The 23,461-nt window shown below is 47.6% G+C and carries 21 protein-coding genes and 1 riboswitch; of the genes, 14 read left to right on the forward strand and 7 right to left on the reverse strand.

The genetic code is table 11. The annotated features are described in order from the left end of the window. Positions 1-33 precede the first annotated feature (33 nt). Together DXB18_RS06530 and DXB18_RS06535 are read right to left on the reverse strand one after the other, a co-directional pair. A complete protein-coding gene (locus DXB18_RS06530; protein ID WP_118706707.1) occupies positions 34-1,953 on the reverse strand; it encodes a GGDEF domain-containing phosphodiesterase in 1,920 nt (639 codons plus the stop codon). Continuing rightward, complete coding sequence (locus DXB18_RS06535) at positions 1,950-3,668, reverse strand: diguanylate cyclase (protein ID WP_118706709.1); 1,719 nt, start codon at positions 3,666-3,668, stop codon at positions 1,950-1,952. The genes DXB18_RS06530 and DXB18_RS06535 overlap by 4 nt, the downstream gene beginning before the upstream one ends. A 137-nt stretch (positions 3,669-3,805) precedes the next feature. Continuing rightward, a riboswitch (Fluoride riboswitch) is annotated at positions 3,806-3,879 on the forward strand. A gap of 92 nt (positions 3,880-3,971) precedes the next feature. On the opposite strand from DXB18_RS06535, the gene DXB18_RS06540 reads away from it, so the two are divergent. From DXB18_RS06540 to DXB18_RS06550, 3 genes are all read left to right on the forward strand, one after another. Further along, a complete protein-coding gene (locus DXB18_RS06540; protein ID WP_118706711.1) occupies positions 3,972-5,180 on the forward strand; it encodes a cation:proton antiporter in 1,209 nt (402 codons plus the stop codon). Positions 5,181-5,196: 16 nt separating this feature from the next. Continuing rightward, positions 5,197-5,595, forward strand: a complete 399-nt coding sequence (locus DXB18_RS06545) for a hypothetical protein (protein ID WP_118706713.1) — start codon at positions 5,197-5,199, stop codon at positions 5,593-5,595. A 358-nt stretch (positions 5,596-5,953) separates the two neighbouring features. Continuing rightward, on the forward strand, positions 5,954-6,499 hold the full coding sequence (locus DXB18_RS06550) for a carbonic anhydrase (RefSeq protein WP_118706715.1): 546 nt from the start codon (positions 5,954-5,956) through the stop codon (positions 6,497-6,499). A 117-nt stretch (positions 6,500-6,616) separates the two neighbouring features. On the opposite strand, the gene DXB18_RS06555 is transcribed toward DXB18_RS06550, so the two are convergent. Next, positions 6,617-7,636, reverse strand: coding sequence for a sugar kinase (locus DXB18_RS06555; protein WP_118706717.1), 1,020 nt, complete (start codon positions 7,634-7,636; stop codon positions 6,617-6,619). A gap of 212 nt (positions 7,637-7,848) precedes the next feature. Between DXB18_RS06555 and DXB18_RS06560 the strand changes: the two genes are divergently transcribed. Next, entirely contained in the window at positions 7,849-8,436 is a 588-nt protein-coding gene (locus DXB18_RS06560; protein ID WP_118543634.1) for an HD domain-containing protein, read from the forward strand. Positions 8,437-8,487: 51 nt separating this feature from the next. Next, positions 8,488-9,099, forward strand: coding sequence for an AAA family ATPase (locus tag DXB18_RS06565; protein ID WP_118706719.1), 612 nt, complete (start codon positions 8,488-8,490; stop codon positions 9,097-9,099). 447 nt (positions 9,100-9,546) lie between these two features. Here the strand turns inward: DXB18_RS06565 and DXB18_RS06575 are convergent, their stop codons facing one another. Continuing rightward, positions 9,547-10,128: a 50S ribosomal protein L25 gene (locus DXB18_RS06575; protein ID WP_118543632.1), complete on the reverse strand. Its 582-nt coding sequence runs from the start codon at positions 10,126-10,128 to the stop codon at positions 9,547-9,549. A gap of 393 nt (positions 10,129-10,521) precedes the next feature. Here DXB18_RS06575 and xylB point away from each other — a divergent pair, with 393 nt between their 5' ends. Together xylB and DXB18_RS06585 are read left to right on the forward strand one after the other, a co-directional pair. Beyond that, positions 10,522-11,991 (forward strand): xylulokinase, encoded by a 1,470-nt coding sequence (gene xylB, locus DXB18_RS06580; RefSeq protein WP_118706723.1) that lies wholly within the window; start codon positions 10,522-10,524, stop codon positions 11,989-11,991. A 42-nt stretch (positions 11,992-12,033) separates the two neighbouring features. Beyond that, positions 12,034-13,518 (forward strand): L-fucose/L-arabinose isomerase family protein, encoded by a 1,485-nt coding sequence (locus DXB18_RS06585; protein ID WP_118706725.1) that lies wholly within the window; start codon positions 12,034-12,036, stop codon positions 13,516-13,518. Positions 13,519-13,702: 184 nt separating this feature from the next. On the opposite strand, the gene sigG is transcribed toward DXB18_RS06585, so the two are convergent. Next, complete coding sequence (gene sigG / locus DXB18_RS06590; RefSeq protein ID WP_118543629.1) at positions 13,703-14,479, reverse strand: RNA polymerase sporulation sigma factor SigG; 777 nt, start codon at positions 14,477-14,479, stop codon at positions 13,703-13,705. Between the two features lie 280 nt (positions 14,480-14,759). On the opposite strand from sigG, the gene DXB18_RS06595 reads away from it, so the two are divergent. The 4 genes from DXB18_RS06595 (at position 14,760) to DXB18_RS06610 (ending at position 19,125) form a co-directional block, all read left to right on the forward strand. Further along, complete coding sequence (locus DXB18_RS06595) at positions 14,760-15,299, forward strand: histidine phosphatase family protein (protein ID WP_118543628.1); 540 nt, start codon at positions 14,760-14,762, stop codon at positions 15,297-15,299. Between the two features lie 125 nt (positions 15,300-15,424). Continuing rightward, complete coding sequence (locus DXB18_RS06600) at positions 15,425-16,450, forward strand: DUF362 domain-containing protein (protein ID WP_118706727.1); 1,026 nt, start codon at positions 15,425-15,427, stop codon at positions 16,448-16,450. Positions 16,451-16,742: 292 nt separating this feature from the next. Further along, the gene (locus DXB18_RS06605; RefSeq protein ID WP_347560861.1) at positions 16,743-17,792 is read left to right on the forward strand and encodes an aminotransferase class I/II-fold pyridoxal phosphate-dependent enzyme; all 1,050 of its coding nucleotides are present in this window, start codon (positions 16,743-16,745) and stop codon (positions 17,790-17,792) included. Positions 17,793-18,018: 226 nt separating this feature from the next. Beyond that, complete coding sequence (locus DXB18_RS06610; RefSeq protein ID WP_118706731.1) at positions 18,019-19,125, forward strand: J domain-containing protein; 1,107 nt, start codon at positions 18,019-18,021, stop codon at positions 19,123-19,125. 49 nt (positions 19,126-19,174) lie between these two features. Here the strand turns inward: DXB18_RS06610 and DXB18_RS06615 are convergent, their stop codons facing one another. Beyond that, the gene (locus DXB18_RS06615) at positions 19,175-19,753 is read right to left on the reverse strand and encodes a methylated-DNA--[protein]-cysteine S-methyltransferase (RefSeq protein WP_118706733.1); all 579 of its coding nucleotides are present in this window, start codon (positions 19,751-19,753) and stop codon (positions 19,175-19,177) included. Positions 19,754-19,950: 197 nt separating this feature from the next. Here DXB18_RS06615 and DXB18_RS16855 point away from each other — a divergent pair, with 197 nt between their 5' ends. Both DXB18_RS16855 and DXB18_RS06620 read left to right on the forward strand, forming a co-directional pair. Next, positions 19,951-20,088, forward strand: a complete 138-nt coding sequence (locus DXB18_RS16855) for a hypothetical protein (RefSeq protein WP_347560862.1) — start codon at positions 19,951-19,953, stop codon at positions 20,086-20,088. A 4-nt stretch (positions 20,089-20,092) separates the two neighbouring features. Continuing rightward, a complete protein-coding gene (locus DXB18_RS06620; RefSeq protein ID WP_347560863.1) occupies positions 20,093-20,950 on the forward strand; it encodes an AAA family ATPase in 858 nt (285 codons plus the stop codon). Between the two features lie 202 nt (positions 20,951-21,152). Here the strand turns inward: DXB18_RS06620 and DXB18_RS06625 are convergent, their stop codons facing one another. After that, complete coding sequence (locus DXB18_RS06625) at positions 21,153-21,920, reverse strand: type III pantothenate kinase (protein WP_118543622.1); 768 nt, start codon at positions 21,918-21,920, stop codon at positions 21,153-21,155. 239 nt (positions 21,921-22,159) lie between these two features. Here DXB18_RS06625 and coaBC point away from each other — a divergent pair, with 239 nt between their 5' ends. Further along, positions 22,160-23,350, forward strand: coding sequence for a bifunctional phosphopantothenoylcysteine decarboxylase/phosphopantothenate--cysteine ligase CoaBC (gene coaBC / locus DXB18_RS06630; protein ID WP_118706735.1), 1,191 nt, complete (start codon positions 22,160-22,162; stop codon positions 23,348-23,350). Positions 23,351-23,461 lie beyond the last annotated feature (111 nt).

Genomic DNA, 23,461 nt, shown 5'->3' on the forward strand with positions numbered 1-23,461 from the left:
ATCCGGCTGTGACGGTAGGAATCCTGGATCCGCTTAGTTTGTTTTCTCGGTGAGCAGTTCCAGAAGCGCGATCGGAGCCAGAGGTCTGGAAAAATAATATCCCTGGATCATATTGACACCCCACTGTTCCAGCAGGTCCAGTTCTTCCTGGGTTTCCACACCCTCTGAAATGATCAGATAGCCCATCTGCTGGAATGCAGCCACAATACTTTGATAGAAGGTAGCGGCTTTGACATCAGAACAGATGTGAAAGAGCAGGGAGCGGTCCAGCTTGATCGCAGCAAATGGAAGCCGCATGACGGTATTAAAGTTTGCGTAGCCGGAGCCGAAATCATCCAGGCACAAGAGAATCCCGGCATTGGAAAATTCTTCGACAGCCTGATTCAGGATGTTATTGTATTCGGTTGCCACGGTTTCCGTAATTTCAAATTGAAAATAGGAATGCGGGAGACCGAATTCATCTATGATCCGGATAAAACGGCTGCTGCAGTCATTTTTGATCAGATCCAGCGGAGAAAGGTTGAATTTGACCGTATGGAGCTGCTTCATCAGATCTTCATGGTCTTTGAGGAAGCGGCAGACACGGCGAAACTGCAGGTCGCTGATCTGGTCGACCAACCGGTTCCTTTCTGCAATCTGAATGAACATATCGGGAGAAATCCAGCCGTACGTCGGATGACGCAGGCGGCTTAAGGCTTCCAGGGAAACGAAGCATTTTTCATCCAGGGAGTAGACCGGCTGGTAATAGACTTCAAACAGATCCTCTTCAATGGCGGTATGCAGAAACTGTTCGATTTCTTTATTATACACAAAGCTGCTCATGGTTTTCTGGTCATCCTGAACGGTCTCAACGATGCCATTTCGCGGAGCAAGAGATTCCAGGTATTCTGCGTATTCCAGGATGGCCCCTCCATCATCCAGCTTTTCTGCATTGAGGATACCGCAAAGAATGGCAGGGGAGGATAGCTTGTCAGAGGTTTCTGCATTCAAACCGGAATTCTGCTGAAAAAGCTTTTTTATTTCCGTCAGGAAATATTCATATTCCTGCAGGGAAGAGGCCAGTACGAGAAATCGTTTTCCGGTGATGCGGAAAACCTGCAGTCCGCAGATTTCTTGAAGCTGTTCGGAGATGAGCTTTAGAAACTGGTCCCCACTCTGGGTACCGGCTGCCCGGTTGATCTGGTTTAACTGGTAAAAGGTTATGGTGATCACGTGGAAACTTTTCTTTTCCGCGAGAAATTCTTCTGTTTTTCGGATGAAGTATGGTTTGTCATAGAGCCCGGTCAGACTGTCGGTATTGGCATGTGGATTGTTAATGGTCAAAAACAGTGTCAGGACTGCAAGGCTGAGCCCAAATCCAGTCATCAAAAGCGGTTGATACAGCGCCTGAACGATGACACCGAAAGCCGACAGTACAAGAATCTGAAACAGTGCCTTGCTGGTCGCTGGACCAAGTGCTTTTCTCCGGAAAATGATGATCAGAGTGGCTTCTGCAATATGGAGCAGGGCACAGTAATACATGAGCATGTACAGTGGGCCTTTTACGTAACCGGTCTGAGATTCAAAGAAAAACATATTGCCGGTAAACTGATTGCTCAGGATCAAAAAGAGCAGGATAAGTGTTGGAAAGCCCAGGATGAACATTTCACCGGGATGAATGTGCTCTTTTTTATGAAAGGTCCGGATGTAACAGACCAGAACGAAAGGAAGCAAGGTCTGCATCAGGTAAAAGATGGTAGTGGACAAAATGGCGCCCATTCCAAAATCACTATGACCGGAAGCAATGTAGTAAGTGCTGATCAGTTCAAAAAATACATCCAGAATTCCAAGCACTGCCAAATGAAGAAATGTGCGGTTATTCAGATCGTTTGGGCGCTTCTGATTAAAAAACTGCCACAGAACGATGGTAAGAATGATGAACGCGGCAATCAGAAAATCGGAATTATAACTCATAAGGATTCCTCCTGTTCGGACATTCTTTTGTATGGATTGCTGACCTGGGAAGCGGCGGTCTGTCCGCTGCTTTTGTGCTGGTCATAATCGGCCTGGCTCTTCCAGCTGCTGATACTCTGTGTATTTCCCAGGCTGTCTTTAAAATAGCTGTGTCCCAATGTAAGACATACCTGGCAGCGGCTGCTGCCGGACGCATTGAATCTGCGAATCTCTTTCTGCAGCATGGTTTCATAGTCAGAAAAAGAAATTTTTGGATCGGTAAGAATGACGGCAAATTCATTTCCATCGGTACGGAAACATTCAATCGGTTCCGGTGAAAGTTCCCTGCAGACATTCTGGATACACTGCGCGGCACTGATGATCAGTTCATTTCCGGCACTCATGCCATAGGCCGCATTGGCTTCTTTCAGATCCTCCAGTTTCAGAAATGCCAGGAATGCATTTGCGTATTCATCAGAATGCCGTTCCAGTTTTGCAAGATAGTGTTCGAAGGCTTTTTTGTTTTTCAAGCCGGTCATCCGGTCTTCCATGGACATTTTTTCCCGGATTTCCTGTTCCATGCGGAAGCGGATATCGTTTGTGATCTTACAGATCAGACCCCAGAACAGAAGCAGGATATACAGCATGATTCCAAACTGGAAGATGGCATCATACCAGTAGATCTTAAAGAGCCAGTATAAGATCAGAGAGATAATGCCGCCCACGCCAAGGATCGCGAATGCAATCAGACAAAGCCCGACTCCCTGGTTGTGTGTGGTCAGGTATTCGCGGCGTAACAGCAAAATCATGGTAATGACTCCGGAAAACAGCAGGATATGTGTGAGGAAAAGCATATGGATAAACGGTATGCCTGTCAAAAGGTACCAGATCCCCTGGAAAAAAGCATTGGCATAGAGGGCTGCGATCCAGAGACCGGGAAGCGGACTCCTTTTTAATGTCACAGTATTTTGTACGAAGTGAAGCATGGGAACGGACATCAGCATGAATGCGTAAAAGGAGATGAGGCTTCCAATCGCAATTTCTTTTCCATATACATGATAAATCCCTGAGTCGGTAAAGGACCACAGAGAACACAGGAACAGAAACAGTGCGACATCCAGAAAACGTGGTTCGTGAAAATCGTGATATTTCAGGTACAGGTAAATGGCAAGGGAAAGAATCCCAATGCCCAGCATGCCCGCCAGGACGGCAAAGGAAAGCGCATGGTCAATCAGATGCTGTCTTGTCACTGCTGAAGTGGGACCGAAAATGGGCGCGTAAATAAACTGAGGGCTGTCTGGCATGTTTCTATAGACCAGGCAAAGCGGACTGCTTCCGGTCGTTTGTGGGAGGAAAACATCAGCCCAGAGTTTTCCCTTCATCTGGTCATTTTTCAGAAACGCATTTTCCCGGTACTGATAAAGAAGGGAGTCTCCCATGCGGATCTCAAGGCCATACTGGATGCCGCGGGCGGAAAAAAATTTCCCGGCATCGGATCTGGTCAGTTTGTCACAATACAGCGTGAGGCTGCCGTCAGGTCCCGGTGTCAGGTTTGCCGGAAGTCTCACTTCGATGCGCTGTCCGTCCTGCAGCCGGTACCAGTCGCTCACAACGGATACCGGCGCGTTCACGGCAGGCTCTGGTTTATAAAAGCAAAATGACAGAAAGACCAGACACAGCAGCAGAAAACCAATTGCTGCGTATTCCAGTTTTTTCCATTTCGAAAGTTTATTCATGATCCATCTCCTAATGTAGAATGCAGGTATAGAATTTTGCCTAATAGTCTTATTATATCGTACAGAGTGTTTGGATGACAAGATTAGATGGCAAAAATGAGAATCTTCGCTTTACAAACCGTGGAAAATACAGTAAAATAGCGACTGGGAATGAAGTTCTCCCGTGGGAAACCAAAACCGCTGAAATAAGGCTGATGACTTCTGTGAGAAAATCACAGGGGTCACCAGCTTTTTTTGCATTGCATATCGAGGAGTCACCAGTGGCGCGTCCGATGATTTCGCGTACAATAAGGAGGAAAAAATATGTTAACATCACTATCATTCATTTTTCTGGCAGGTCTGGCCATGGCGGCGATCTGTGCACGTATGAAACTGCCGCGCATCATCGGTATGCTTCTGACCGGTATTGTGCTTGGGCCGTATGTGCTGGATCTGCTGGATCCGTCCATTTTGTCTATTTCATCCGAGCTGCGTCAGATGGCACTGATCATCATTCTGGTGAAAGCCGGATTATCCCTGAACCTGGCAGATTTAAAGAAAGTGGGGCGCCCAGCCGTGATGATGGCGTGTGTTCCGGCAAGCTTTGAGCTTCTTGGGTATGTATTGTTTGCGCCTGTGATCCTTGGTGTGAACCGGATCGAGGCCGCTGTTATGGGTGCTGTTCTGGCAGCTGTTTCCCCAGCTGTTGTTGTGCCGCGCATGGTGAAGCTGATCGAAACCGGATACGGTACGAAAAAGAGTATTCCGCAGATGGTCCTGGCAGGCGCATCCTGCGATGATATTTTTGTCATTGTCCTGTTTTCTACGTTTTCCGGGATGGCACAGGGCGGGAGTGCCAGACTGATGGATTTTGTCAATATTCCAGTGTCCATCATCAGCGGCGTGATCGTTGGCACCGTAGCTGGCTGGCTGCTGAGCCTGTTCTTTGAGACAGCCTATGCGAAGAAACATTATGTCCGCAACAGCATGAAGGTGATCATTGTGCTCGGAATCTCGTTCCTTCTCATGTCCGTGGAAACTTGGCTGAAACCATATATTTCGGTATCCGGTCTTCTGTCTGTAGTCAGCATGGCCTGTGTGCTGAAGCTGCGCAGCATCAAAGAAGTCTCCGGGCGTCTGTCTGAAAAGTTTGGAAAGCTGTGGCTGGCAGCAGAGGTGCTTTTGTTTGTGCTGGTGGGCGCGGCAGTGGATATCCGCTACACCGTGGGAGCCGGGCTGGCTGCCGTTGTCATGATCGCGGTTGCTCTGCTTTTCCGCACGGTTGGCGTGCTGCTCTGCCTGGTCAAGACGACCCTGAACTGGAAAGAGCGCCTGTTCTGCGTGATCGCCTATCTGCCGAAAGCAACCGTGCAGGCTGCGATCGGTTCCGTGCCGATGGCAATGGGACTGCCATGCGGACAGATCATTTTGTCGGTGGCGGTTATGGCAATCCTCATTACAGCACCGCTCGGGGCGCTTGGCATGGATGCGAGTTTTGAGAAGCTGTTGGAAGAAAGAGGAGAATGGGGTTAGAGAGGGGAGGGATTTTATGGCAGAACAGGAGAAGCTGGAACAAGGCAAAGAAGAACCACGTGCGCTGACGCTGGAAGAAAAATGGCAGATGGACGAAGAAATGCAGGCAGATGGCAGCAGCAATTACCAGGTGTTTACGCCGCAGTGTAGAAGCTGTCAGTTTGCGAAAAAAGGGGCACTGGAAGAGTGCCGGAAGTACTACACAATTTCATGGAAAATCCTGACTGTGCAGGAAGCATGTCCGTATTACCAGAGTCAGGAAGATCAGAAGCAGCTCAGATATGTAAGAATCGGAGAGAAAAAAGAAATTTTGCAATATAAATTTTTGCCAGAGGAGGCCATTCGTCAGGTGGGAAAAATCCCGGCACTGGCAATATGGGCTTATCAGGAAGATGATCAGAAATGTGAAAATTGAGCGTTGAACGATTGAAATATCGAGCGGAAAGATAGAGAACTGTCTTAAGAAACATAAGATAGATGCATCAAACTACGGAAAATATTATGATACCAAGACAAGAAAACCGGTAGAGATTGAGGTACTGGTTCCGGTGCTTCCGGTGGATGTCCGATGATACCTGCAAAGACGCTGTTGGTGATTGGGGAATCGTCATGTATGCTTCCGACGTGTTTCTGAAATTTCCATAAATAATTTTCTGATCTACTGACAATAGAACAAAAATCTGCTATATTGATGCATGCAGGCAATTGGTACAGAGAAAAATTTCACGGACATGGCAGCCTGCAGATATCCCACAGAAAGAGAGTGATAACCTATGATAGATGAAATTATGGAATACAACCGGAAATTTGTGGAGAATAAGGGCTATGAGCCGTATTTAACCAGCAAATACCCGGACAAAAAACTGGCAATCTTAACCTGTATGGATACCCGTCTCTTAGAACTTCTTCCGGCTGCGCTTGGCATCAAAAATGGCGATGCCAAGATCATCAAGAATGCCGGTGGTGTGATCGTGCATCCTTATGGCAGCGTGGTGCGAAGCCTGTTGGTCGGCATTCTGGAACTAGGTGTGGAAGAGGTTATGGTCATTGGTCATACTGACTGCGGCGTGCAGGGCATGGATGGAAACGAGATGCTGGAGAAGCTGGTGGAGCGCGGTATTGACCAGCAGCACATTGATATTGTGCGTCACAGTGGCGTGGATCTGGAACGCTGGCTGGGCGGCTTTGAGTCCGTGGAGATTTCGGTTCATGAGACCGTGTGCCGCTTAAAAGAGCATCCGCTGATGCCGAAAGATGTGCGGATCAACGGATTTATCATGGATTCTGCAACCGGAGAGCTGAGAAGAGTCGAAGGATAAGAACAGAAGCGATATTGCATAGGAAATACCCAAGGGGCGAATGTCCCGTGCCCGCCGTAAATGGTGGATGCGGAACGTTCGCCCCTTGTTTGTTATCGTGCGATATGGTTATATCATTTAGCGCATCACATTAGTCTCTCCGGTTTTCATAATGCGGAGAATTTCATCTTCACTGACCAGATTAAAGTCGTGCTGGATCATCAGTTTCATGACGCTGGCGGTGATGGAAAAGTCGATCAGCTTCTGTGGGGAAAACTGGTGGACGAGTCCATGGATCAGGGCACCGGCAAAAGCATCCCCTGCGCCGACGGCTTCGAAGCTGTGTACGGTGTGGATGGGACTTTCGTAAAAATGTCCGTCCTTTAAATAGATGCCCATCCAGTCTCCATCCTCAGTGGTTTTCAAATTGCGCAGAACACTGGCAACGGCGCTGCAGTTTGGGTAAAGCTCTTGAATCTGTTTCATTCCCTGGCGGTAAGTTTCAATCTGGTCGATGCCGTGTGCCATGTCACCGTCGAATGCGTGGATGCCGAGAGTCGCTTCGAAATCTTCATCGTTGGCGATACAAAGGTCTACATACTGCATCAGTTCTTTCATGACGGACTGGGCTTTTTCGCGGGACCACATTTTCGCGCGGTAATTTAAGTCGCAGATGACGGTAATGCCATGTGTGTGGCAGTATTTCAGTGCGTCGCGTACAGCCTGTTCTACAGAATCGCTGATGGCAGGTGTGACACCGGAAAAGAAGAAAATGTCCACACCGGAAAGCAGGGTTTTCCAGTCAAACTCGTTGGCATCAGCTTCGGCCAGGGCGCTTCCGGCGCGGTCGTAGAGGACGCTTGTCGGACGGATATCGCTTCCCTTTTCAAAGTAATAAATACCAAGTCTCGGACCGCCGCGCAGAATGCGGGAGGTATCGACCCCGTAGCGCCGAAGCTCGTTAAATGCAGCATCGCCTACCGGATTTTTCGGAAGCTTGCTGACAAAGGCTGCGTCATCCCCAAGGGTGGCAAGTGATACGGCGACATTGGATTCCGCGCCGCCGTAACTGGCCTCAAACCCGTCTGTTTGCACGATCCGAAGGTGGTCAGGTGTTTTTAAACGGAGCATGATTTCTCCGAAGGTAAGTATTTTCATGGAAAAGTCGTCCTTTCGATATGATTGCATTCATTATACCACGCTTTTTGTTGGATGGAATGTATTTTGTGGCTGAAAGAGGGGAAAAGCTGTGGTAGAATGTTATTGTATACGGTTAGGAATTTTCAGAACTAAATTTATGCAGTGAAAGGCATGAGCCGCGAGAAACAGGAAATGAAACCGGCATATCGTGTACAGAAAGAGGATTCAGTATGGACGAACGTTTACAGAAGCAGATTGACTTTATTTTGGAAATCGATAAAGAAAAAAATATTTTCCGCCAGACGCACCTGACGGGACACGGGCGCAATGAGAACGATGCGGAGCATGCCTGGCACATGGCGATCATGGCATATCTTTTGCGGGAATATTCCAACGAAAAGATCGATGTGGCACGGGTTATGCTCATGTGCCTGATCCATGATGTGGTGGAGATCGATGCGGGAGACACCTACGCCTACGATGCGGAAGGCTTGAAAACCCAGAAAGCAAGGGAAGAAGCAGCAAAGGAACGCATTTATTCCCTTCTTCCGGAAGATCAGAAAGAGAAGCTGGTGGAAATCTTCGATGAATTTGAGGAACGCAAGACTCCGGAAGCAAAATTTGCGCGGGCACTGGATAACCTGCAGCCGCTTTTATTGAACAACAGCAATGATGGCGGAGACTGGAAGCGCCACGATGTTACGGCCAAGCAGGTTTACGGAAGACAGTCCCGTACCCGCGAAGGATCAGAGAAGCTGTTCGAGATCACGGACCAGATCCTGAAAGAGAATATTGCGAAGGGGAATATTAAAGAGTAATGTGGCAGTCCGTTAAGCATCTACATGAGTTTTTGGAAGGGGAACTAAGAAATGGGAATTTATTTTAATCCTGATAACGATAGCTTCAAAAAGGATAAAAATAGTGAATTATACCTCGATAAAACCGGTTTGCTGGAACATCTGAACCGGGTTATCTGCACAAATGCCAACTGTATCAGTGTCAGTCATGCAAGAAGATTTGGTAAATCCCATGCCGCCGGAATGATAGATGCATACTATAGCCGTGGCTGCGATTCATCAGAACTTTTTGAAAATACGGAAATAGCAACAAAGCCCGGATATCTTGAACACATGAATCAGTATCATGTGATTCACATCGATGTTTCATCATTTTGGGATGTCTATAAGGATAATGTAATAGAAAAAATCCAGGAGTATATCTGCGACGAGCTGAAGCAGGTATATGGCGATTCCATCGACTATACAAAAATGCTAAGTGTTATACTTCTGTCCATCTATAAACTTACCGGTATTCCATTTGTTATCATTATGGACGAATGGGACTGTGTGATCAGAAATGGGGGAAACTCAGAACTGGTTCACAATTATCTGCAGTTTTTACATTTATTGTTTAAAAGTGAAGAGTCAAAGGCGTTTCTGGCATTGGCGTATATCACAGGTATTTTACCTATAAAAAAATAAAAGATGAGTCCGCACTCAATAATTTCCGGGAATTTACCATGCTGAAATCCCGGCAGCTTACGAGGTATTTTGGCTTTACGGAAGAAGAAGTAAAAGGTCTGTGTGACTCATCTGGCATTGCAAACCGGTTCATGGAGTGAAGTTGCAAAAATTCATTCCAAGAGCAAATGCCGGGGGAAGACCTGCTTTTGTTGTGGAATTGAAATATAATGAGTCAGCTGATTCAGCAATCCGGCAAATTAAAGACCGACGATACAGTGGAATATTACAGGGATACGGAGATAAAATTTTGCTTGTAGGAATCAACTATAACGAAGATCCTAAAAATAAGAAAAAGCATACGTGTATCATAGAGAGTGTTCATTTATAACAATTTAAGTATATGACAAGGACCGTGTGAGTTGCCGAAAGGCAACTCACACGGTCCTATTAAAGTCAAATGGATTGTTATTTCGTTGCAGGTGCTTCTTCCTCAGCATCCTCTTCAACCTTCGCATATTCACCAACATGGAACAACTGGGAATCGGCAGTGGTGACTACGGTAACACCCTTTTCCTCCAGCTTCAGGTCTTTGACATACAACGTCTTGGTTCCCTGCGGAAGCTTTGCCAGATCGATCTCAATCGGGTCAAGCAGATGTGCCGGGTCTGCTTTGTAATGAATCTCGGTGATCTCCGGTTCGAAGACACCCTGAACGACTTCTTCATTTACAAAGGTGACCGGAACGGTTGCGGATACAACTTCACCTGCGACCAGTGCCTGGAAATCCAGTGCCAGGATCTTCTTGCTCAGTGGATCATAATCAATATTTTTTACCAGGGCATCGACCTTTTCACCTGCGATATCCAGCATGGTCTGTGCACCTTCTTTGGCTTTTTTAATGAAGCTTAAAGCATCCTTTTCTGCGTATTTCAGAGCTACATTTTCTTTCATCTCACGACCATATAAAACGCCGGTGGTGTAGCCTTCTCTTCTTAATTTTTTTGCCTTTACCTCAGGGTCTCTTTTTTCAGCTGCTAATGTCATCATAATAATCTGCCTCCTACTTTGAATGGCCGGAGAAAGAAATCCTTCCGGTCTTATAATCATTATTCATTCGTGTAGATGGAGAGCTTGATGTGTTGCTTTAAACATCGATTGGTTCTTCTTGCACTGACTGTATTATAGCACTTCTGGAAAAAAGTGAACCTTGAAAAAGTTACAAAAAAACAGTACACAAAGAAATAATATTGGCAATATTTTCAGAAATTAGCACTCTTTTATGCAGACTGCTAATAAGTGCGGCCTGGGAATTATGCAATTTCATAACCGCTTATTGAAAATCAAGAGTAAACAGGCTAATATGGGAGTAGAACTGGTGTTGCTGTTAGGCAACGCGTGAACAGCAACGAACGGATTGCATTACCTGAAAGGGGGAAAGGTATGCTCTATATTGGAATTGATCTTGGAACATCGGCGGTAAAACTCCTTCTTATGGAGGGCGATGGAACGATCCGGAAAATCGTATCCAGGGAATATCCGATCTATTTTCCGCATCCCAGCTGGTCGGAGCAAAAGCCGGAGGACTGGTTCGCCGGGACAATGGACGGTTTGAAAGAATTACTGGATGGCTGCGAGAAGGACCAGGTGGCAGGTATCAGCTTTGGCGGGCAGATGCACGGGCTTGTGATTCTGGATCGGAACGACCAGGTAATCCGCCCGGCACTGTTATGGAACGATGGACGGACCTGGGAGGAATGCGATTACTTAAACAACGTGATCGGTAAGGAAACGCTTTCGGAATATACGGCTAACATTGCTTTTACAGGCTTTACGGCACCGAAGCTTTTGTGGGTGAAAAATAAGGAACCGGAACATTTTGCGCGGATTGCGAAGATCATGCTCCCGAAGGATTACATCGCTTACCGTCTGACCGGGGTGCATTGCACCGATGTGTCGGATGCGTCCGGCATGCTGCTGTTTGATGTAAAGAACCGCTGCTGGTCAAAGAAAATGTGTGAGATCTGCGGAGTGCGTGAAGAGCAGCTGGCAAAGGTTTATGAGTCTTACGAGAGCGTGGGAACCGTACTCCCGGAGATTGCGGATGAGCTTGGTATCCCGCATACAGTCTGGGTAGCAGCAGGTGCTGGAGACAATGCGGCAGCGGCCGTTGGAACCGGTACGGTGGGCGATGGCATGTGCAATATTTCTTTAGGAACCAGCGGCACAATCTTCATTTCTTCGGAAAAGTTTGGGGTAGACAAGCACAATGCGCTGCATGCGTTCGCCCATGCAGACGGACATTATCATCTGATGGGGTGCATGCTCAGTGCGGCTTCCTGCAATAAGTGGTGGATGGATGAGATACTCAAAACGAACGACTATGCAGGGGAACAGCTCACAATTGAAAATCTGGGAGACAATCATGTGTATTTTCTTCCCTATCTTATGGGGGAACGCTCCCCGCATAACGATCCGAACGCCCGCGGGACGTTCATTGGCATGACTATGGATACCAGCCGGGCCGATATGACCCAGGCCGTGCTGGAGGGTGTGGCTTTTGCATTGCGGGATTCCCTGGAAGTGGCAAAATCCCTTGGAATCAAGATTGAGCGCACGAAGATATGCGGCGGCGGTGCGAAAAGTCCGCTGTGGAGAAAGATCATTGCGAACGTTATGAATTTGAAAGTGGACATGATCGAGAGCGAGGAAGGACCGGCTTTGGGCGGTGCCATGTTGGCGGCAGTTACCTGCGGGGAATATGAAAACGTAGAGGAAGCAGCCGGTAAAATTGTGAAGATTACCGGCACGGTAGAGCCGGAACCGGAGCTGGTGGCAAAGTATGAAGCACGTTACCAGGTGTTCCGTCAGATCTACCAGGCCTGCAAACCGTTATTTGCGCTGATGAAATAAGAAATTGATGGGAACTGCCCATAGAAAACAGGAGGAGAAGGTATGAACAACATTCCAGAAGTAAAAGTAGGCATTGTTGCGGTGAGCCGTGACTGTTTCCCGGAGTCTTTGTCTGTGAACCGCAGAAAAGCACTGGTGGATGCGTACCGTAAAAAGTACGATACAAAGGATATTTATGAGTGCCCGGTCTGCATCGTAGAGAGTGAGATCCACATGGTGCAGGCACTGGAAGACATTAAGACGGCTGGCTGTAATGCATTGGTCGTATATCTTGGAAACTTTGGTCCGGAAATTTCGGAGACGCTGCTGGCAAAGCATTTTGATGGACCGAAGATGTTTGTTGCGGCAGCGGAGGAGAGTAAGGATAATCTGGTACAGGGACGCGGAGACGCTTACTGCGGTATGCTGAATGCGAGCTACAACCTGGCATTGCGCAATATCAAGGCATATATCCCGGAGTATCCGGTCGGAACCGCAGATGAGTGCGCAGATATGATTCATGAATTTCTGCCAGTCGCGCGGGCTGTCATCGGTCTGTCTGATTTAAAAATCATCAGTTTTGGCCCGAGACCGTTAAACTTTCTGGCATGCAATGCGCCGATCAAACAGCTTTATAACCTGGGCGTGGAGATTGAGGAAAACTCGGAGCTGGATCTGTTTGAAGCCTTCAACAAGCATGAGGGAGACCCGAGGATCCCGGATGTTGTGGCTGACATGGAACAAGAACTGGGTGAGGGCAATAAGAAGCCGGAAATCCTGCCAAAGCTTGCACAGTATGAACTGACCCTGCTTGACTGGATCGAGGCACATAAGGGCTACCGCAAATATGTGGCGATCGCCGGGAAATGCTGGCCTGCATTCCAGACCCAGTTTGGCTTCGTGCCATGCTATGTCAACAGCCGTCTGACGGGACGCGGTATCCCGGTATCCTGTGAGGTAGATATCTATGGCTGCTTGAGCGAGTTCATCGGAACCTGCGTGAGCCAGGATGCCGTAACGCTTCTGGACATCAATAATACCGTGCCGTACGATCTTTACGACAGCGAGATCAAGGACAAATTCGATTACAGAAGCCACGATGTATTTATGGGCTTCCACTGTGGCAACACCAGCACGAAAAAGCTTTCCTTCTGCCAGATGAAGTACCAGCTGATCATGGCGAGAAGCCTTCCAGAAGAAGTGACCCAGGGAACCCTGGAGGGAGATATTGTTCCGGGTGATATTACCTTCTTCCGCCTGCAGAGCACCGCAGATAACAAGCTGAGAGCTTATGTGGCAAACGGAGAGGTTCTTCCAGTGGCAACGCATTCCTTTGGAAGCATCGGCGTGTTCGCAATTCCAGAGATGAAACGCTTCTACCGTCATGTGCTGATCGAAGGAAACTTCCCGCATCACGGTGCCGTGGCATTCGGCCATTACGGAAAGGCACTGTATGAAGTGTTTAAGTATATCGGCGTTGATGGGAAAGAGATTGGTTACAACCAGCCGGCGGGTGTGCGTTATCCGACGGAGAATCCATTTGCGTAAAAAATGAAAAAAGATGATCAGAATCACAGCGGGGTACGGCTGACGTATCGTGTGAAATAAGAGGTGAAAATAAGGCAGCCATCTGTATAATGCAGATGGCTGTTTCCATGTGCAGATCGGGGAGACACCAGTGGCATGTCCGTCGATTTGCAGATTAAGAAGTACAAACGAAAACTTTCTGGATTTAGCTTAGATAATTTCGCATGCTTTTCAGCGCATTTTTCTCCAGCCTTGACACCTGTGCCTGGCTGATATGGATTTCTTCTGCCACTTCTGTCTGGGTCTTTCCCTCGAAAAAACGAAGGTCTATGATGTGCCGTTCCCGTTTCGGCAGCCGGTCCATGGCTTCCCGCAGGGAGATTTCTTCGACCCAGCTTTCTTCGGAACTCTTTTTATCCTTGATCTGGTCCATGACGTAGAGCGGGTCACCGCCATCGGTAAAGATAGGCTCGTACAGGCTGACCGGACTCTGGATGGCGTCCAGCGCATAGGTGATCTCTTCTTTGCTGATCCCAATCTCCTGGGCAATTTCCATGAGGGTTGGTTCGCGGGAATTTTTGCGGGTCAGTCCTTCTCTTGCATAGATGGCTTTGTAGGCGGTATCCCGGAGGGAGCGGCTGACCCGGATCGAATTGTTGTCACGCAGATAGCGACGCACCTCCCCTAAGATCATGGGAACCGCGTACGTAGAAAAGCGGACATTCTGGGTGATATCAAAATTGTCAATGGCCTTGATCAGGCCAATGCAGCCGATCTGAAACAAGTCATCGACATTTTCATTGCTGCTGGAAAAACGCTGGATCACGCTTAAGACCAGTCGTAAATTTCCTTTGATGTACTGTTCTCTGGCGTCCTTATCGCCATCCAAAATGCGCCGGAAAAGTGCATCTTTTTCCTCGTTCGTAAGCAGGGGCAGCTTCGCCGTATTGACTCCGCAGATTTCCACTTTGTAGCCTGCCATGTTCCTTACCTCCGCAGATGATGTTTATGGGCTGTAACGATTCAGCATGAGATTTTGTTATGAACCGTTACATTTGATTTCTATAAAGATGATTTACGGAAATGAGGGGATTTATACGTTGATGGCGCTTCCAGAAACTGGATTTTACATTGCAATTAGGAGAAAGGTTGTTTATGATAAAGTCAGAATACTTGCAGTGCATAAGGTGAAACAATCCGGTATCATAGAGGAAGTGAGACAAGTGTGCAGCGGGCAGAACTGGATAAAGGAGCAAAGAACAATGGGACATTTTTATTTCGTAAGACACGGCCAGACCATCTGGAATGTAGAAGGAAAAATCTGCGGGGCAACCGATATTGCCCTGACGGACCTGGGACACAAACAGGCGATAGAAACAGGAAAAAAGATTCTGGAGGAGCACATTCATGCGGACGAGATTTTGTATTCTCCGCTGATGCGCGCGGCGGATACGGCAAAACATATTTCTGAGATGACCGGGATCCCAGCCCGGATGGAACCGCGCCTGAAGGAGCAGAACTTTGGCAAATGGGAGTCTACGCCGCGAAAGGGCGCGGAATTTCAGCAGGCGAAGCAGTCGTTTGCCTGCAGTTATGAGGGCGGCGAATCCATGCTGCGTCTGGCCCAGCGGATTTACAATCTGCTGGATGAGATCAAGGCGCAGTCGGATGAGAAAACCTATATTCTGGTGGCGCATAATGGAATTGCCCGGGTAGTACAGTCCTATTTTACGGATATGACAAACGAGGAGTTCGCGGCGTATGGTGTGAAAAACTGTGAGGTTGTGCGGTATGATTTCTGAGAATCCTCGTAAAGCAGCAGAATGAGCGTATGTAATGGCTGGAAAAATATAAAACAAACACTTGACGTAAAGCCAGGTTTAGGATCTATGATATTTTTAGAATGGTAAAAAAGGAGGATTTATCTATGAATGACCAGAAACCAGTTGCAGCAACCAATGGCGACCAGTATGTACCATATGACCAGAGAACCGGCAAGGAGTCCGTTGTTTATTTTACCAGAGACCTTTCTGAGGAAGGGTTAAAGAAGGTTTATAACCGCATCAAGGAGCATATTTCCGGAAAGACCGGCGTGAAGCTTCACACCGGCGAGAAGAACGGTCCGAATATCATCCCGCGTCCGTGGGTAAAGGAGCTTCTGGCTTCCGAGCTTCCGGATGCAAACATTGTGGAGACCAACACTTACTACGAGGGAGACCGCTATACCACCGAGCAGCATCGGGAGACCTTAAAGGTAAATGGCTGGACGTTCTGCCCGGTCGACATTATGGATGAGGACGGAACTGCCATGCTTCCGGTTAAAGATGGCAAATGGTTTACCGAGATGAGCGTTGGCAAGAATCTGTTAAACTATGATTCCCTGCTGGTCCTGACTCATTTTAAGGGTCATGTGATGGGCGGCTTCGGCGGTTCCAACAAGAACATCGGTATTGGCTGTGCAGACGGAAGAGTCGGCAAGGCGATGATCCACACGGTAGAAGGTTCTGATCATATGTGGAGCATTGCTACGGAGGAGCTGATGGAGCGGATCACCGAGTCTACAAAGTCTGTTGTTGACCATTTTGGTGACCACATTGCATTTGTGAATGTGATGCGCAACATGTCTGTTTCCTGTGACTGCGAAGGCGTTGCAGCAGAGCCGGTTGTTACCCCGGATGTGGGCATTGTGGCATCTGCAGATATTCTGGCAGCAGATCAGGCCTGCGTGGATATGGTCTTTGCCATGAAAGAGGACGAGCACAAGGCTCTGACAAAGCGCATGCTCACTCGCCACAGCATGCGCCAGCTTTCCTATATGAAGGAAATGGGCATGGGCAATAACCGCTATCGTCTGATCGACCTCGATAACGATGATGAGGTGATCGATGCAGCAAAGGCTGTTGAGGGCGTGGTGCCGTTTGGGCAGGTGAGGAAAATTAAGTATAGCAAGTAAGAAATTGATCTTTCAATAAAATAGAGAAGGTCCGGAAAAGCGTGAAAAAGCGCTTTTCTGGACTTTTTTGTTGCTCTATGCATTCAGAGAAAGCAGCTCGTGATAATTCTTGGTTTTGAAGTAGGTCGTGAAGTGGTATTGAAGTAGAACATGAAGTGGTATTGAAGTAGGTCGTGAAGTGATATTGAAGTAGCATGGAAGCTGACATTGAAGTAATATTGAAGTTGATAAGGAAGCTTTCATGAAGTAAAATAAAACAGTCTATAGAATTTGATTGCTACATTTAGGAGAAATGACTATGAATACGAAATTATCATTCGCAAGTGACTACATGGAAGGTGCGCATCCTTCTATTTTAGAAACATTACAGGAAACCAATTTTCTGGCATCCCCGGGCTATGGAACGGATTCTTTCACGGAGTCTGCAAAGCAGAAGATCCGCGAGGCCTGCAAGGCACCGGGTGCAGAGGTGTATTTTCTGGTTGGAGGAACCCAGACCAATGCTACGGTGATCGATGCGCTTTTGCAGTCCTATCAGGGTGTGATTGCCGCAGATACCGGTCATGTCAGCATGCACGAGGCAGGTGCGATCGAGCACAGCGGGCACAAGGTGCTGACGCTGCCTCATGAGCTTGGGAAGCTTTCGGCAGAGGAAATCCGTGCATACCTGAAAACATTTTGGAGCGATGAAAACCACGAGCATATGGTCCTGCCTGGTATGGTTTACATTTCCCAGCCGACGGAGTACGGCACGCTTTACTCCAAAAAGGAATTAGAGGATATCAGCAGCGTCTGCCGTGAATATCAGATCCCGCTTTATGTGGACGGTGCCCGTCTGGCGTATGCGCTTGCGTCTCCCGCAAACGATGTTTCCCTGCAGGATCTGGCTGAGTTGTGTGATGTTTTCTATATTGGCGGCACCAAGTGCGGAGCATTGTTTGGCGAGGCGGTTGTGATTCCGAAGGCCGGACGGATCCCGCATTTCTTCACGATCATCAAACAGCATGGTGCACTTTTGGCAAAGGGAAGAATCCTGGGAATCCAGTTTGATGTTTTGTTTACGGATCACCTTTATGAGCAGATTGGAAAAACAGCGGTTGCATTGGCAGCAAAGATTCAGGATACGATAAAAACAGCCGGAATTCCGCTGTATCTGGAATCTCCGACCAATCAGGTCTTTTGCATTATGGAAAATGCCCGTCTGGAAGCATTAGGAAATGAGGTGGAGTACAGCTTCTGGGAAAAGGCTAATGAGACCCACACAGTGATCCGCTTTGCGACAAGCTGGGCGACACAGGAGGAAAACGTGGAGAAGCTGTGTGAATTGCTGAGAAGAGAATAGCGGAAAGTGTTACGATTTGCAGGCAGGAATTTCCTGAATCAGCAGATGCGTTACTCGTGCCTTCCCGATATGCAGTGCAATGAAAAATGTGTTTTTTGTGTTAATTTTTCCCCCTCCCCTTGTTATTTGAAAAATGCGTGTTATAATACAAATAGAACAAAACTATAACGACAACAATAACATTTTTCTTCAGGCAGTAGCCGCTTCAGAAGGTAAGGTGAGAAATATGGCAGCAAAGAAAGATTTTTATGAAGTTCTCGGTGTTTCCAAAACAGCGAGTGACGCAGAAATAAAGAAAGCATACCGTAAGTTGGCAAAGAAGTATCATCCAGACAGCAATCCGAATGATACCGTGGCAGCAGAACGGTTTAAAGAGATCAATGAAGCATATGACGTTTTAAGTGACCCGGAGAAAAAGAAACTGTACGACCAGTTTGGCGCGGCAGCGTTTGAAGCCGGGTTTGATCCGAAGGCAGCAGCCGGAGGATATGGCGGCTTTGGTGGATTCAGTGGTGGAGCCGGTGGTTTTGGCGGCGGCTTCCACGGATTTTCCGGCGGTACAGGTGGTTTTCACGGTTTTTCGGGTGATCCAAACGGCGGCTATCAGGAGTTCCATTTCGAGGGCAATCCGGAAGATATGGACGATATTTTTGGTGGCATGTTCGGAGGTATGTTCGGTGGACACGGAAGCAGGCAGAACGGCACTGGCTCGAACAATCAATCTGGAGGAAGCGGACGAAGCAGCTTCCATGGTGGTTTTGGCAGCAGTGGCTTCCAGAGCCGTGGTCAGGATGTAACTTCCGACTTGACGGTTACGTTTGATGAGGCAGCATTTGGCTGCGATAAGATCATCACACTGACCGGCTCGGATGGACGCAAGCAGACCTTAAAACTGCATATTCCAGCCGGTATGGAGGATGGCAAGAGCATCCGTCTGCAGGGCAAAGGCGGTGCCGGAATCGGCGGCGCACAGGCTGGAGATCTTTTGATCTGCATTCATGTCAGTGAAAAACCTGGATTTACCAGAAAAGGAGCAGATGTGTATACGACAGCCAACATTCCGTTTACGACAGCAGTTCTTGGTGGGGAAGCAATCATCCATACCTTAAATGGACGGGTATCCTGCCGTATCAAACCAGGGACCCAGTCCGGCTCCAAGATCCGTCTGAAGGGCAAAGGCGTAGCCAATATGCGTGACCCGAAGACCTTTGGCGACTTATATGTCACCGTTCAGATTGAAGTGCCGACGAATCTGTCGGCGGAAGCACTTGCGAAACTGAAAGAATTTGAGAAGGCCAGCAGTGGAAAGAAGGGCGGATTTCACGCCGCGTAAATGAGAAGGGACTTGTGTGTGAAATGACTGATCTATAGAGTGGATTATTTCACAGTGCAGTCCCTTTTTGGGGGATAAAGAACCTGCTCATATCAGTATGTTCCAATTCCAACAGCTTTACTTTATTACCAATCCCGCCTGCATATCCGGTCAGACTTCCATTCGTGCCCACCACCCGGTGGCAAGGCACGATAATGGAAACCGGATTATGCCCGACAGCGCCGCCGACAGCCTGGGCTGACATTTTTGCGAGTCCATGCCGGTCGGCCAGTTTCCTGGCAAGAGCTCCGTAGGTAACGGTCTGTCCATAGGGAATTTCCAGCAGCAGCTTCCAGACCTCCATGCGGAAATCGGAGCCGGTCAGATGAAGCTTTGGTGTGAAATCGGGTTCCTTTCCCTGAAAGTAAAGATCCAGCCAACGGCGGGTATCGGTAAGAATTTCAGAAGCTTCTTTCTGACCGGCAGCAGCAATGCCGGTCGGAGTCTTCTCAATTTTTTTATATTCTTTGTTCTCTAAAGTATCTGCAAAATATTTCCCATTTTCCAGCCACAGTCCGGTAAGACCTGCCGAATCAGCTGCAAGCAGGAGCGTCCCGAGGGGCGAAAAATAGGTGGATGTGTATATCATAAAAATCCTCCGTGAAGTTCCTAATCAATAAGATGTTACTGTTCATGCGAAATGTCAGTAACAATAATTTTACTACGAAATAAGAAATTGGGAAACAAGAAATAAGCGCATTGTGGTATTTGAGATGCTGCGTTATAATATCTTTACAATGAACGTGTGAAAAGAAAGCCCATAGATTTTTTAGCTGGAGGTGAAACATGGGAAGTTATCTGAATCCGGGAAATGCGCTTTTTAAGATGGCAGTGAATTCTCAGATTTTTATCGATAAAAGTATGCTGATCCAGGCAACGAATCAATGTATGAATACGATGCAGCGGTTTATTTCTGATCTATGATCTTATGGACGTATATGGTGAGGTAAGATTCCGTGATGATAAAAATCTGATTCAGGTGATGAAGGATGTATACGCATATACAGGGCATCCGTTTGTTATATTGATCGATGAATGGGATTGTCTGTTTCGGGAATATCAGCGGAGTGAGACAGCACAGAAAAAATACCTTGATTTTTTGAGAGCATGGCTGAAAGATCAGAGTTATGTGGCTCTGGCTTATATGACAGGAATTCTTCCGGTTAAAAAGTATGGTTCCCATTCAGCATTAAATATGTTTACAGAGTATTCCATGACGGAACCAGGAAATATGGCCCCATATTTTGGTTTCACAGAGGAAGAGGTACAAGAACTCTGTGAGCTTTATCAGATGAATTTCGAAGAGGCGAGGGCCTGGTACGATGGGTATGGGTTAGTTCAGCATGAGCGTACGGGAGAAATTCGATATTCCATGTATAGCCCCAAGTCGGTGGTTGAGGCAATGCTGCGTCATAAATTTGGAACATACTGGAATCAGACAGAAACTTACGAGGCATTAAAGCTTTATATTCGCATGAATCTGAATGGTTTAAAAGATGCAGTGGTCAAGATGCTTGCGGGGGAAAATGTATCGATCAATACCGGAACGTTTACGAATGATATGACAAATTTTTCCACAAAAGATGACGTGCTGACACTGTTGGTCCATTTGGGATACCTGACTTACGATAGTGAAAATGAAACCGTGACAATTCCCAACAAAGAAGTTTCGCAGGAATATATCAATGCACGAAAGGATTATCGTGGGAATTTGCTTCTGGCGGGAATCAATTATGAACGGAATACAAAAACACATAGCTGTGTTATTGAAAAAATAACAATTTAAGTATATGACAAGGGTCGTGTGAGTTGCCGAAAGGCAACTCACACGACCCTATTAAAGTGAAATAAATAGTTGTTTTCTCCGTCAAAATAAATTTCTTCTCCATAATACGCTTTGATCGCCATAATAGAAGCCCCCTGTGAAATCCACGCTTATGCTGCTATGCCCTGATGCTGTTTGTTTCCTGCAAGATGTGAAGGATAAATTATGCCTTGTTTTTTTCGTATAGGATCATGAGCCCCTTTAGCAGAAGGGCATCGTCGTAAATGATTTTGTGGCGGCAGAGCGGAACCACAAAGCGGGAAAGTCCGCCGGTCGCAATGATCGTGGCTGGTTCGCCGAGTTCTTCTTCCATATGGTCAATAATTCCGTCGATCATGCCGGCATTGCCGTACATGATGCCGCTGCGCATACAGTCGATGGTGTTTTTCCCGATGACGTGCTTTGGAATGTCCAGGCTGATGGATGGCAGCTGTGCCGTTTTGCTGCTTAAGGAGTCTAAGGAGACCCGAAGACCCGGATAGATGATTCCGCCGATGTAATTTCCGCTTTTATCGACCACGGACATGGTCGTCGCGGTTCCCATATCGATGATGATGATCGGTCCCGGGTATTCGCGGATCGCGGCAACGGCGTCTACGATCATATCGCTTCCTACAGTCTTCGGGTTATCCATGATGATGTTCATGCCGGTTTTGATACCAGCGCCGACCAGCATGGGATGATAACCTAAAATCTTCTTTACAGCAGAAGAAATCGGTGCATTGAGCGGCGGAACGACGGACGACATAATGGCCCCTTCAATGTCGGATGGATTGATCTGGTGGATTTCCAGAATGTTCTTGATGTTGATGGCATACTCAGTGCCGGTTTTTGCGTGGTCTGTGGTGACGCGCTCTACAAAATAGGTTTTCTGGGAATCGATACAGCCGATAACAATGTTGGTATTTCCCATATCCAGTGCTAAAATCATGGATGAAGCTCCTTTTTTCTTTATTGTCTGCAGCAGTGAAAGGTCTGTCTGCAGCCGAATTTTTCTGGGTCTGCACAGCAAAGGTACAGACGTATAGATTATCTACAATCTTACCATATTTTACAGGGAAAGACAATCGGAATACACGCGTCTTGTCGTTTCTGCCCCTTTTATTGGCGGTTGAAATATGATATACTTATAAGACTGTTTGTATGAAAAATGAGGAGGCTTTGACTCTTATGTTAAAAGGAAAAACTGTGCTGCTGGGTGTCAGCGGCGGAATCGCTGCCTACAAGATCGCAAGCCTGGCAAGCATGCTGGTAAAGCAGCATGCCAATGTGCATGTGATCATGACACAGAATGCCACCAATTTTATCACCCCGACAACGTTTGAAACCCTGACGGGAACGAAGTGCCTGGTGGACACCTTTGACCGGAATTTTGAGTTCCAGGTGGAACATGTATCGCTGGCAAAGCAGGCAGATATTTTTATGATCGCACCTGCTACGGCCAATGTGATCGCCAAGGTAGCCCATGGTCTGGCAGATGACATGCTGACGACGACGTTTCTGGCCTGCAAAAAGCCGAAATATATCGTACCGGCCATGAATACCCAGATGTACGAAAATCCCATTACGCAGGACAATCTGGAAATCTGCAGAAAGTATGGCATGCATGTCATTGATCCGGCGAGCGGTTATCTGGCCTGCGGTGATACCGGAGCCGGAAAGATGCCGGAGCCGGAGACCTTGTTTGAGTATATTCTGCAGGAGCTTGCCTGTGAGAAGGATCTTGCCGGAAAAAAGGTTCTGGTAACAGCCGGACCGACCAGGGAGGCAATTGATCCGGTGCGCTATATCACCAATCATTCCACGGGAAAGATGGGTTATGCCATTGCGCGGGCAGCCGCAAGGAGAGGTGCCGAGGTGACGCTGGTGAGCGGACCGGTGGATCTAAAAGCGCCGCTTGGCGTGAAGCTGGTGCCGGTGGTCAGTGCAAAGGATATGTTCGATGCCGTGACCTCGGTCAGCGACCAGCAGGATGCCATCATCAAGGCAGCAGCGGTAGCTGATTACCGCCCGGCGGTTGTGGGTACGGAGAAGACGAAAAAGAACGACGGCAACATGAACATTGAGCTGGAGCGCACGGACGACATTCTTGCATGGCTGGGTGCGCACCGGAGAGCGGGACAGGTGCTTTGCGGTTTCTCCATGGAGACCCAGAATATGCTGGAGAATTCCCAGGCGAAGCTTGCAAAGAAAAAGGTGGACATGATCGTGGCCAACAGTCTGCGGACAGCCGGAGCCGGATTCGGCACCGATACCAATATCGTGACGGTCATCACGAAGGATGGCGCCGAGGAGCTGGAGCTGATGAGCAAGGATGCGGTGGCGCACGAACTTCTGAATCGTATTTTTCCACATGCTTAGTTCTTGCAAAAGCGATGCGTGTCTGGTAAACTGTAAGTTTGGAACGAGAAATAAAAGCGGATAGATTCAGACCGCTTTCACCTTATATACATTCGGAAATTTCGAATGTAC

The organism is Clostridium sp. OM02-18AC (assembly GCF_003481825.1).
Classification (GTDB): Bacteria; Bacillota; Clostridia; order Lachnospirales; family Lachnospiraceae; genus Brotaphodocola.

Bases quoted from the DNA above. Each gene is read 5' to 3' on its own strand.
- DXB18_RS06530 (WP_118706707.1), bottom strand. From the start codon at position 1,953: ATGAGTTATAATTCCGATTTTCTGATTGCCGCGTTCATCATTCTTACC.
- DXB18_RS06535 (WP_118706709.1), bottom strand. From the start codon at position 3,668: ATGAATAAACTTTCGAAATGGAAAAAACTGGAATACGCAGCAATTGGT.
- DXB18_RS06540 (WP_118706711.1), top strand. From the start codon at position 3,972: ATGTTAACATCACTATCATTCATTTTTCTGGCAGGTCTGGCCATGGCG.
- DXB18_RS06545 (WP_118706713.1), top strand. From the start codon at position 5,197: ATGGCAGAACAGGAGAAGCTGGAACAAGGCAAAGAAGAACCACGTGCG.
- DXB18_RS06550 (WP_118706715.1), top strand. From the start codon at position 5,954: ATGATAGATGAAATTATGGAATACAACCGGAAATTTGTGGAGAATAAG.
- DXB18_RS06555 (WP_118706717.1), bottom strand. From the start codon at position 7,636: ATGAAAATACTTACCTTCGGAGAAATCATGCTCCGTTTAAAAACACCT.
- DXB18_RS06560 (WP_118543634.1), top strand. From the start codon at position 7,849: ATGGACGAACGTTTACAGAAGCAGATTGACTTTATTTTGGAAATCGAT.
- DXB18_RS06565 (WP_118706719.1), top strand. From the start codon at position 8,488: ATGGGAATTTATTTTAATCCTGATAACGATAGCTTCAAAAAGGATAAA.
- DXB18_RS06575 (WP_118543632.1), bottom strand. From the start codon at position 10,128: ATGATGACATTAGCAGCTGAAAAAAGAGACCCTGAGGTAAAGGCAAAA.
- xylB (WP_118706723.1), top strand. From the start codon at position 10,522: ATGCTCTATATTGGAATTGATCTTGGAACATCGGCGGTAAAACTCCTT.
- DXB18_RS06585 (WP_118706725.1), top strand. From the start codon at position 12,034: ATGAACAACATTCCAGAAGTAAAAGTAGGCATTGTTGCGGTGAGCCGT.
- sigG (WP_118543629.1), bottom strand. From the start codon at position 14,479: ATGGCAGGCTACAAAGTGGAAATCTGCGGAGTCAATACGGCGAAGCTG.
- DXB18_RS06595 (WP_118543628.1), top strand. From the start codon at position 14,760: ATGGGACATTTTTATTTCGTAAGACACGGCCAGACCATCTGGAATGTA.
- DXB18_RS06600 (WP_118706727.1), top strand. From the start codon at position 15,425: ATGAATGACCAGAAACCAGTTGCAGCAACCAATGGCGACCAGTATGTA.
- DXB18_RS06605 (WP_347560861.1), top strand. From the start codon at position 16,743: ATGACTATGAATACGAAATTATCATTCGCAAGTGACTACATGGAAGGT.
- DXB18_RS06610 (WP_118706731.1), top strand. From the start codon at position 18,019: ATGGCAGCAAAGAAAGATTTTTATGAAGTTCTCGGTGTTTCCAAAACA.
- DXB18_RS06615 (WP_118706733.1), bottom strand. From the start codon at position 19,753: ATGATATACACATCCACCTATTTTTCGCCCCTCGGGACGCTCCTGCTT.
- DXB18_RS16855 (WP_347560862.1), top strand. From the start codon at position 19,951: ATGGGAAGTTATCTGAATCCGGGAAATGCGCTTTTTAAGATGGCAGTG.
- DXB18_RS06620 (WP_347560863.1), top strand. From the start codon at position 20,093: ATGGACGTATATGGTGAGGTAAGATTCCGTGATGATAAAAATCTGATT.
- DXB18_RS06625 (WP_118543622.1), bottom strand. From the start codon at position 21,920: ATGATTTTAGCACTGGATATGGGAAATACCAACATTGTTATCGGCTGT.
- coaBC (WP_118706735.1), top strand. From the start codon at position 22,160: ATGTTAAAAGGAAAAACTGTGCTGCTGGGTGTCAGCGGCGGAATCGCT.